Source organism: Myceligenerans salitolerans (assembly GCF_017349295.1).
Taxonomy (GTDB): Bacteria; Actinomycetota; Actinomycetes; order Actinomycetales; family Cellulomonadaceae; genus Myceligenerans; species Myceligenerans salitolerans.
Genome location: NZ_JAFMPK010000009.1, coordinates 205,998 through 213,069 on the forward strand (window position 1 = coordinate 205,998; position 7,072 = coordinate 213,069).

Annotated in this window: 7 protein-coding genes and 1 tRNA gene; 5 read left to right on the forward strand and 3 right to left on the reverse strand. The window is 72.0% G+C overall.

The genetic code is table 11. From position 1 onward, the window contains the following. Nucleotides 1-52: 52 nt before the first annotated feature. Nucleotides 53-418 (forward strand): Cd(II)/Pb(II)-sensing metalloregulatory transcriptional regulator CmtR, encoded by a 366-nt coding sequence (gene cmtR, locus J0911_RS01355; RefSeq protein ID WP_207273590.1) that lies wholly within the window; start codon nucleotides 53-55, stop codon nucleotides 416-418. 206 nt (nucleotides 419-624) lie between these two features. After that, a complete protein-coding gene (locus tag J0911_RS01360; protein WP_307864855.1) occupies nucleotides 625-2,481 on the forward strand; it encodes a heavy metal translocating P-type ATPase in 1,857 nt (618 codons plus the stop codon). Between the two features lie 97 nt (nucleotides 2,482-2,578). Here J0911_RS01360 and J0911_RS01365 read toward each other — a convergent pair whose 3' ends face one another. Continuing rightward, nucleotides 2,579-3,115, reverse strand: coding sequence for a helix-turn-helix domain-containing protein (locus J0911_RS01365; protein WP_207273591.1), 537 nt, complete (start codon nucleotides 3,113-3,115; stop codon nucleotides 2,579-2,581). Between the two features lie 76 nt (nucleotides 3,116-3,191). On the opposite strand from J0911_RS01365, the gene J0911_RS01370 reads away from it, so the two are divergent. Next, on the forward strand, nucleotides 3,192-4,433 hold the full coding sequence (locus tag J0911_RS01370) for a benzoate/H(+) symporter BenE family transporter (protein WP_207273592.1): 1,242 nt from the start codon (nucleotides 3,192-3,194) through the stop codon (nucleotides 4,431-4,433). 10 nt (nucleotides 4,434-4,443) lie between these two features. Next, complete coding sequence (locus tag J0911_RS01375; protein ID WP_207273593.1) at nucleotides 4,444-5,067, forward strand: VOC family protein; 624 nt, start codon at nucleotides 4,444-4,446, stop codon at nucleotides 5,065-5,067. A gap of 92 nt (nucleotides 5,068-5,159) precedes the next feature. Here J0911_RS01375 and J0911_RS01380 read toward each other — a convergent pair whose 3' ends face one another. Continuing rightward, nucleotides 5,160-6,041, reverse strand: a complete 882-nt coding sequence (locus tag J0911_RS01380) for a helix-turn-helix domain-containing protein (protein WP_207273594.1) — start codon at nucleotides 6,039-6,041, stop codon at nucleotides 5,160-5,162. A 166-nt stretch (nucleotides 6,042-6,207) separates the two neighbouring features. Here J0911_RS01380 and J0911_RS01385 point away from each other — a divergent pair, with 166 nt between their 5' ends. Further along, nucleotides 6,208-6,963: an SDR family NAD(P)-dependent oxidoreductase gene (locus J0911_RS01385; protein ID WP_207273595.1), complete on the forward strand. Its 756-nt coding sequence runs from the start codon at nucleotides 6,208-6,210 to the stop codon at nucleotides 6,961-6,963. A gap of 28 nt (nucleotides 6,964-6,991) precedes the next feature. Here the strand turns inward: J0911_RS01385 and J0911_RS01390 are convergent. Continuing rightward, a tRNA-Ala gene (locus J0911_RS01390) sits at nucleotides 6,992-7,067 on the reverse strand. Between the last annotated feature and the right edge of the window lie 5 nt (nucleotides 7,068-7,072).

Below are 7,072 nucleotides of genomic sequence, written 5' to 3' on the forward strand. Positions count from 1 at the left end.
ACTTCTGAGCACCTCGCTCTCAATAGGTCACTGTTCGCTGTATAGTCAGCGCATGCTGACTATTGCTTCCCGGGTGGACGTGATGAACCGGCTGGGCCGGGCGATGGCGGACCCAACTCGTTCCAGGATCCTCCTGTCGCTCCTGGAGAGCCCCGGGTACCCGGCCCAGCTCGCCCGTGAGCTGGGCCTGACGCGGACGAACGTGTCCAACCACCTGGCGTGCCTCCGCGGCTGCGGGATCGTGGTGGCCGAGCCGGAGGGGCGGCAGACCCGGTACGAGATCGCCGATCCGCACCTCACCGCCGCACTCACCGCGGTGGTGGACGTGACGCTCGCGGTCGACCAGGACGCGCCGTGCCTCGACCCGCGGTGCACCGTGCCGGGATGCTGCGCTCCCGGCGCGCAGAGGGCGTCATGACGGAGCACTGCTGCGGATCCGACGACGGCCGCCCCGGCACGCGGGCCGTACCGGGGCTCACCACGAGGTCCGTGCGGCCGGCCGGCCACGACTGCTGCGGCGCCGCCCCGCCGCGACCGGAGGTGGAGGGCACCGCGGATGCGTGCTGCGGTCCCGACCCCGAGGCGGGGTGCGGTCCCGAGGCGGGGTCCGGCCCCGAGCCGGAGGTGCGCCCGCCGTGGTGGCGCGACCCGGCGCTGGCGCCCTCGGCGCTCTCCGGGGTATTCCTCGCCGCCGGACTGGGACTCGAGTGGTCCGGCGCGTCCCTCCCGGCACTCGTCGCGCACGGGATGGCGTTGCTCGCGGGCGCCTGGACGTTCGTGCCGGGCGCGGTGCGCCGGCTGATGCGCGGGCGGCTCGGCGTGGGCCTGCTGATGACGATCGCGGCTGCCGGCGCCGTCCTGCTCGGCCACGTCGGGGAGGCCGCGGCGCTCGCGTTCCTCTTCTCTCTGGCGGAGACGCTGGAGGACCGCGCCATGGACCGTGCCCGCGAAGGGCTCCGCGCCCTGTTGTCCCTGATCCCGGAAACCGCGCGCGTCTCCCGGCTGAGCGGGGACGTCACCGTCCCGGTCGCCGGAATCCGCACGCTCGACCTGCTCCGCGTCGGTGCCGGGGAACGCGTCGTCACCGACGGCGTCGTCGTCGAAGGGCGCTCCAGCATCGACACGTCCGCGGTGACCGGCGAGGCGATCCCGGTCGCGGTCGGTCCCGGCGACGCCGTACCCGCCGGCGTGGTGAACGGGCCCGGAAGTCTTCTGGTCGAGGCCACCGCGGACGGACGGGACAACTCGCTGACGCGGATCGTCGCACTCGTGGAACAGGCGCACGCCCGCAAGGGCGAACGGGCCCGCCTCGCGGACCGGATCGCCCGGCCGCTCGTGCCGGCGGTGCTGGTCGCCGCCGCCCTGGTCGCCGCGTTCGGTCTGATCACCGGGGACCCGTGGACATGGGTCGAGCGCTCCCTGGTCGTGCTGGTCGCCGCGTCGCCGTGTGCCCTGGCCATCGCCGTACCCGTCACCGTGATCAGCGCGATCGGCTCCGCGTCCCGGTTCGGCGTCGTCATCAGGTCCGGCGCCGCGTTCGAACGGTTCGGCACCGTCCGCACGGTGGCCTTCGACAAGACCGGCACCCTCACCGAGGGCCGGCCGGCCGTCGTCGACGTGCGAACCGCCGGTTCCGGCACCCGGGACGAGCTGCTCGCCCTGGCCGCCGCCGTCGAGTCGGGCAGCGCTCACCCGCTCGCCTCCGCCATCACCGCCGAGGTTCCCGGTGCCGGGCCTGCCGCGGACGTCGTCGAGGACGCCGGCAACGGACTCACCGGGCGTGTCGGTGAGCGCACCGTGCGAGTCGGCAGCCCCCGGTGGATCGATCCGGGCCACCTGCGCGACGACGCCGACCATCTGGCCGCGGCGGGTGTGACCGCCGTCGTCGTCGAGGTGGACGGCCAGGTCGCCGGACTGGTCGGAGTCCGCGACGAGCTGCGTCCAGAGGCTGCCGCGACCGTCCGGATGCTCCGGGACCAGGGCGTCGACGTCGTCATGCTCACCGGCGACACGGCACCCACCGCGCACGCCCTCGCCGCGGAGGCCGGGATCCGTGACGTCCGCGCGGAGCAACGGCCCGCAGACAAGGCGAACGCGGTCACGGCCCTCGCCGCGACCCGGCCCGTGGCGATGGTCGGTGACGGCATCAACGACGCCCCGGCGCTCGCGACCGCGACGGTCGGGATCGCGATGGGTGCACGTGGCTCGGCGGCGGCGCTGGAGTCCGCCGACATCGCCTTCAACGGCCACGACCTCCGTCTCCTCCCCGCCGCCCTCGCCCACGCGAGGCGAGGGCGACGCATCATGACGGCCAACATCGCGCTGGCGCTGGCCATCATCATCGGGCTGTTCCCGCTCGCCCTCTCCGGCGCTCTCGGGCTGGCGGGTGTGGTGCTGGTGCACGAGGTCGCGGAGGTCGTCGTGATCCTCAACGGCATCAGGGCGGGCCGGCGACCGTCGCGTGGGACGTTCCAGGTGTGATGCCCGGTCGAGTCGGTGTGACGACACGATCTGAGTTGTCGGGTGCGAGAGGACCTCCCGGTGTGGGTCACGTGCGGAGGCCGCAACCCCGCACGAGTCAGGCTCGTGGCGTCACGATGACGTCGACCGCCTCGAAACCGCCGTCGGGGCTGCCCGTGTACGAGTGCGGCTGGTCTGCCGGGAACTCGACGCAGTCACCCCCGGCGAGCTCGGACCGCTGACCGCCGTACGCGACCGTGCCGCTCCCGGTCAGCACGACGAGTCGTTCGACCGCGCCGGCGGCGTGGGCGGGGGAGCGGCGTACCGCACCGGGCGCGAGCCGGATCAGGTAGACCTCGGTCACCCGCGACTCCTCGCGCACCACCCGGACCCGGGTGGTGGAGATCCCGTTCTCGTCCAGCCGCGTCCACTCGCCGTCGCCCACCAGCTCGGCCATCGGCACGCCCAGCGGTCCGGCGACCGAGTACAGCGTGTCGAGGGTGGGATTCCTCCGCCCGGTCTCCAGCTCCGACAGCGAGCCCTTGCCGATCCCGGCGGTCGCGGCCAGCGCCGTCAGCGACATCCCGCGGGCGGTCCGCAGCGCGCGGATCCGCTGCCCGACCCTCGCTGCCGCGCCGGTCCTGGGATCACCCATCCACCCTCCTTGCCGTGTTCTGTATACAGAACATAAGGTGTTCCGTATTCGGAACAGGATAGTGAGGACTGCTCGGATGAGCGACAGATCGCACCACGGACCCGTGACCGCCGGAGTGGTCACGGCCGTCGTCGGCTCCAGCAGCTCGTTCGTCGTCGTGCTGGCCGGCCTGACGGCCGTGGGCGCCTCGCCCGCGCAGGCGGCATCGGGGTTGCTGACCCTCTTCGTCACCCAGGGGCTCGCCATGCTCTGGTTGAGCGTGCGGCACCGCAGCCCGGTGGTCGTGGCCTGGTCGACTCCGGGCGCCGCCCTCCTCGCCTCCATGTCCGGCGTCGCGGGCGGGTGGTCCACGGCGGTGGCGGCCTTCGGGGTCACGGGACTGCTCATCGTCCTCACCGCCGTGATCCCACGGCTCGGCGACCTGGTGGCAGCCATCCCGGCATCGCTGGCCCAGGGGATGCTCGCCGGAGTGCTCCTACCGCTGTGCCTCGCCCCGGTCACGGCACTCGCGAGCGCGCCGCTCGCCGTCGGACCGGTCGTGCTGGCCTGGCTGCTCCTGCTTCCCGTCTCCCGACGCTGGGCCGTGCCCGCCGCACTCGGCGCCGCCCTCGTCGTGGTGCTGGTCACCGGCGGCGGCGCGGTCGCCGGGCCGGACCTGGTTCCGGCGCTGACCTGGACCGTGCCACACCTGACCGTCGAAGGCGTCGTCGCCATCTCCGTTCCGCTCTACGTGGTGACGATGGCGTCGCAGAACGTTCCCGACGTCGCTGTCCTCACCGCGCACGGCTACCGCACGCCCTGGCGCGAGAGCCTGATCGTCACCGGCCTCGGCACCACCCTCGGCGCACCCACCGGCGGGCATGCGATCAACCTGGCGGCCATCTCCGCGGCGCTCGCGGCCGGCCCGGACGCCGGGCCGGATCCGCGCCGGCGCTGGATCGCCGCCGTCACCGCGGCGGTCACGATGCTCACGCTCGGCGCCGCGAGCGGAGCGCTCACGACGCTCGTCCAGGCCGCGCCCGACGGCGTGATGCAGGCCGCGGCAGGCCTGGCGCTGCTCGGGGCACTCGCCGGGTCTCTTCTCGCGGCGCTCTCCGACCCCCTCGAACGCGAAGCCGCCGTCGTGACCATGCTGGTCGCCGCGTCCGGCGTCGTCGTCCTGGGCGTCGGTGCCGCGTTCTGGGCACTCGCCGCCGGTCTCGTGCTCAGGTGCGTCATGCGGCGTGCACGGTCCCACGGGCTCGCCGCGATGTCGCCGGAGCGGCGCGTGACGGGCCGGTCAGGAATCGAGAAGCGCCCCGCACCGCACGGTCCCTAACGTGAGAGGCATGGCAGACATCGACGCCGTCACCCTCGAGGTGACCGACCCCAGCACCGCACGTTCCTTCTACGACGCCGCTTTCGACCTCGACGGCTCGGGTCTCGGCACGTCGCTCGGGTTCCGCACCGGCGACAGCCCGACGACGGGGTTCCGGGGATATCACCTGTCCCTCGTCGCGCCCCAGCCGGCGAACGTCCACGCCCTGTTCGACGCGGCGGTCGCGGCAGGAGCCACCCCGCTCAAGCCCGTCGCGAAGTCCATGTGGGGTCACGGCGGCGTGGTTCGGGCGCCGGACGGAAGCATCTGGAAGGTCGCGACGTCGGCGAAGAAGGACACCGGCCCGGCCGCCCGGCGGTTCGACGAGATCGTCCTCCTGATCGGTGCCTCGGACGTGTCCGCAAGCAAGCGGTTCTACGCCGAGCGCGGGCTGAAGGTGAGCAAGAGCTTCGGCTCCTACGTGGACTTCGACATGGGATCCAGCCCGATCGGGTTCGGTCTCTACAAGCACCGTGCGCTGGCCAAGGACGCCGGGGTGCCGCCGGAGGGGACCGGCTCGCACCGGCTCACCATCCACGGCGACATCGGGACGGTCACCGACCCGGACGGCTTCTCCTGGGAGCCCGCCGCGTGACGCGGTGGCCACCCGCCGGGAAGGACGACGACGCGGGACATCGGTGAACGATGTCCCGCGTCATCACACGGGTGGACGTCCGTGGCAGCGGCTCACGCTCCCGGAAGCCGCCGGGATCGCTGGTCTGCCGGTCGCGGGCTTCCCTCGCGACGCCCCTGTGCGGTCAGGGACGCGAGCAGGGCGAGTTGGTCCGCGCCGTGCGGGTGCGCGTCGCTGGGGTGGTAGACGACGAGTAGCTGGTCGCCGGTCTCGTCGATGGCGAGCTTGGAGAGGTTCAGCTCCATCGGGCCGATCTGTGGGTGGTCGATGCGGATGAGTCCGCCCCTGGGAGGTCGCACGTCGTGACGCGCCCAGACCTGCCGGAAGGCAGCGCTGGCGACCGAGAGCTCGCCGACCAGTTGCACGACCCGCGGATCGTCGAGGTCGGAGCCGATCTGCCTGCGGAACATGGCGACCATCTCGCGTCGGTCGAGGTGCATTCGCTCGTCCGTGTCGAGGAACACCGCCTGGAGCAGGTTCTCGCCGACCCGGAGCTGCGGGGACAGGGCCTGTGCCGGTGCGTTGCTCGCGAGCACGTCCAGGTACCGGCCGGCGACGAATGCCGGCACGTTGATCGAGTGGACGAGTTCTCTGATTCTCGGGGTGATCGTCTCGCGGCGCCGGTGTGTGCGGCGTGCTCGCGGCTTGGCGGTGCTCAGCTCCAGGACGTACTCGAAGGAGGACGCGTCGAGCTGTAGCACCCGGGCGATGGCTTCGAGGACCTGTATCGAAGGGTTGCGGTTGCGTCCCTGCTCCAGCCGCAGGTAGTAGTCGGAGCTGATGCCGGCGAGCATCGCGACTTCTTCCCGGCGCAGCCCGGAGACCCGGCGTCGGGCGTCCTCGGGCAGGCCGACGGTTGCCGGGCGTACCAGCTCGCGTCGAGCACGCAGGTACTCGCCGAGCCTGTTCTCCTGGTCGCCGGCCTGTTCCGCCATGTTTCGCCATGGTAGTTCCCGCGGCGTCACAGCGGCTGGTCCTGCCACTCCCAGGATCGAGGTGGCCTTCCCCCGGAGCCGCAGGTCCCGCACAGTTGCGGGAGAGCGCACCGTGCACCGACACGAGCGCTCGTCCACCAGTACCGCATCGGATGGGGAGGCCCTCGTGCCCAGGAACCGCATCGCTCTGATCACCGGAGCCAACCAAGGAATGGGCAGGCAGGTCGCCGAGGAACTGGTCGCCGATGGGCTGACCGTGTTCCTCGGAGCGCGCGATCTCGATCGTGGTGAGACCGCAGCGGCCGAGATCGGCGAGGGCGCTGTCGCCGTGCGGCTCGACGTCACCGACACCGCCTCGATCGTCGCGGCCGCCGGGCGGATACGCCAGGAGGCCGGTCGGCTCGACCTGCTGGTCAACAACGCGGCGATCTCCACCACCCGCACCGACATCAACGAGCTGGCTGAGCTGCGCGCGGTCTCGACGGCGAGCACGGTGCCCGTCGATGAGGTGCGGGCGGTGTGGGAGGTGAACGTCTTCGGTGCCCTGGCGGTCTGTCAGGCGATGCTGCCACTGCTGCGGGAGTCGTCGGACGCGCGCATCGTCAACGTCTCCAGCGCAGTTGGCTCGCTGACGTTGACGGCCGACCCGGGTTCGCCGTTTCATGCGAGCTTCGAGCCCGTCTACGCCGCCTCGAAGACCGCGCTGAACGCCGTGACACTGGCCATGATGGTCGAGCTGGAGGGCAGTGACATCAAGGTCAACCTGGTCTCGCCCGGGTTTGCGAACACCGCCCTGGTGAAGTTCCAGGGAACTGAATCCGTCGAGGAGGCCGCCCGTGAGGTGGTGCGCGTCGCCCGCCTCGGACCTGAGGGGCCCTCCGGGACCTTCACGGCGTGGGAGGGGGCAGGCCTTCCATGGTGATTCGTCGCCGGTCCGAACACCGACCTTCTGGTGGAGCTGAGGGGACTCGAACCCCTGACCCCCTGCATGCCATGCAGGTGCGCTACCAGCTGCGCCACAGCCCCGACGC

Bases quoted from the DNA above. Each gene is read 5' to 3' on its own strand.
- J0911_RS01380 (WP_207273594.1), bottom strand. From the start codon at position 6,041: ATGGCGGAACAGGCCGGCGACCAGGAGAACAGGCTCGGCGAGTACCTG.
- J0911_RS01365 (WP_207273591.1), bottom strand. From the start codon at position 3,115: ATGGGTGATCCCAGGACCGGCGCGGCAGCGAGGGTCGGGCAGCGGATC.
- J0911_RS01375 (WP_207273593.1), top strand. From the start codon at position 4,444: ATGGCAGACATCGACGCCGTCACCCTCGAGGTGACCGACCCCAGCACC.
- J0911_RS01370 (WP_207273592.1), top strand. From the start codon at position 3,192: ATGAGCGACAGATCGCACCACGGACCCGTGACCGCCGGAGTGGTCACG.
- cmtR (WP_207273590.1), top strand. From the start codon at position 53: ATGCTGACTATTGCTTCCCGGGTGGACGTGATGAACCGGCTGGGCCGG.